Below are 2,152 nucleotides of genomic sequence, written 5' to 3' on the forward strand. Positions count from 1 at the left end.
TTCGTAAATATGAATTCATCTTCGCAAATATGCAGCAATTCTATTAAGTTATCTATGGCATTTTTATTATTATTATCTAATTTTAACAAAATATCAGCTATTCGCCATTGCATAAACTGATCTTCACAAGTTTTCAATAGCATAGTTAAAGGATCTATGGCATCTTGATTACTGGGAGCAAGTTTAAGTAAGCTACTAGCTGCTAAAAGAACAACTTCATGCTCATTTTTACGCTCGTGCATCAGTTGGAGTAGAGCATCAATTACAACAGGATTTTCCTGGCCAATCCTTTCTAGAACATAAGCAATTTGCTGCATTTCTTTAGGTTCTTGACAAGTTAATAAAAGCTGTTTTGAAATCGCAATTGCATCTGGATTTCCTTTGTCTAATTCCCCTAAATCATCAGCAGCCCACCGACGAACTTTAGGATGTTTGTGGTGTAAAAGCGATTTTAAAATTTCAATAGCATCTTGCTTGGCATCATCAAAATTTCCCAAAACCCTAGCAGCAGAACATCTGTTAAGATAATCCTGGCTGTTATAGCTTATTTCTTTCAAAGTAGCAATGGGATGTTCTTGCTTGCTTGATTTAAATTTAGATAAGCTCTCAGCAGCACGAATACGAGTAGATTCTGACTCCCTGATATCTAAAAGCTTATTTAGTACATTAACTACATCTTGACTGACTGTATTAATTTCTCCTAAATTTCGAGCAATGACACAGCGACTAGAGTTAGATTTAGAGTCGTCTAATCTTTCTATATAAAAAGTGATTAAATCTGGATCGCTTTTATCTAAACTGTACATTACATTAGCTGCTCGGTTACGAATATTTACACTTTTATTCGATAGTAATTCTTTTAATTTACTAACAACGGTTGTATTATACTTACTAATTTCCTCCAATGTATGACCAGCTTGCCTATAAATGTCACTGTTTTCGCTGTTTTCTAAAAGTTTAAAAAGAGCAGCAATAGCATCTGAATTTCCATTGTCAATTTTTTCTAAACTATATGCTACTTGCCATAAAAGTTTATTATTTGTAATTTTTAATAGTTCTTTCAAATGCCTAATAGCAACTTTATTATTTTGGTCAATTTGCCCCAAGATATAAGCGATTTCCACAGAAGTAGATTCTTTTTTACAGCTATATAACAACTTTTGTAAAACAAAAATAGCTTTTTTTATGTGTGTTTTCTCAAGTATTTTTCTTGCTTCTTGCCACAGTAAGTTAGAATTATCAAAGCTCCAAGTAGCTAGTTGTTCAACAATTTTGGTACTCATATCAAAATCACCAAACTCGGCAATTCCCTGTGCTGCCATGAAAAATGCTCGATATTTATAAAATCCTCCACATCCATCCTCAAAATTAACCAAAGCATCAATAAATTCCTCTTTCTGCTTTCCTTCTATCGTCCCTCGCCCCAACCACAACAAAATTACCTCTTTCCACTGCGGCTCGAAAATGCGATAACACTTGCCAGTAACAGGACGATTAATATGGTTGCGAGGTAAGAAAAAATCCCAATAGTTAACGTTTTCATCAATAGCCAAAGCTGCAAAATATTCCTCAAAACTGGAATGTAAAAACGAATAAATAGGCTCTTTGGTGCGGATATCCCTGTCAACTAAAACCAACCATCCCAATTTCTCTGCTAGATTAAACCACTCTTCCTCCATCTGCTCAATGGCAAAATCTTCCTCAATCCGAAAACTATTAGCGCTTTCCATTGCCGCTAAAGCTAATTTTGCTAAAACTTTTTTAATTTTGTTTTTCTCCGTTTTTGTTAATACCCGCTGATACTTCTTCTGGAATTCCTCTTGTTTCCATTCAAAAAAATAAGTAGTAAACTGCTCGTAAAGTGCCGCCTTCGTTTCGGGCAATTCCTGTTCGGGTACGCACCAAGATTGACACAACATCGACAACCGCAGGGGATTGCGTACCAGTTCTTTGATTCGCTCTTTTCCCGGTGATTTTAACTGTGTTGTTAAGCGTTTTCCCTGTTCTCGCCAAAAAGTTTCATGCCCACAATTGCGCCGTTTCTCATCCTGACTCGCCTCCTCAAACCACTGGCGAATAAACTCATCCACATCATCCGGTTCAAATTCCAATGTTTTATAAGTATCAAAATCCGTCAGGGTATTGCTAATCG

1 protein-coding gene is annotated in these 2,152 nt (G+C 35.9%); it reads right to left on the reverse strand.

Features of this window, described 5'->3' with window-relative positions:
• The coding region (locus H6S82_RS30400; RefSeq protein ID WP_206756915.1) for a HEAT repeat domain-containing protein at positions 1-2,111 on the reverse strand (2,111 nt) is incomplete at its 3' end.
• Positions 2,112-2,152: the final 41 nt, after the last annotated feature.

Origin of the sequence: Planktothrix sp. FACHB-1355, assembly GCF_014748295.1 — a bacterium.
Lineage (GTDB): Bacteria > Cyanobacteriota > Cyanobacteriia > Cyanobacteriales > Aerosakkonemataceae > Aerosakkonema > Aerosakkonema funiforme_A.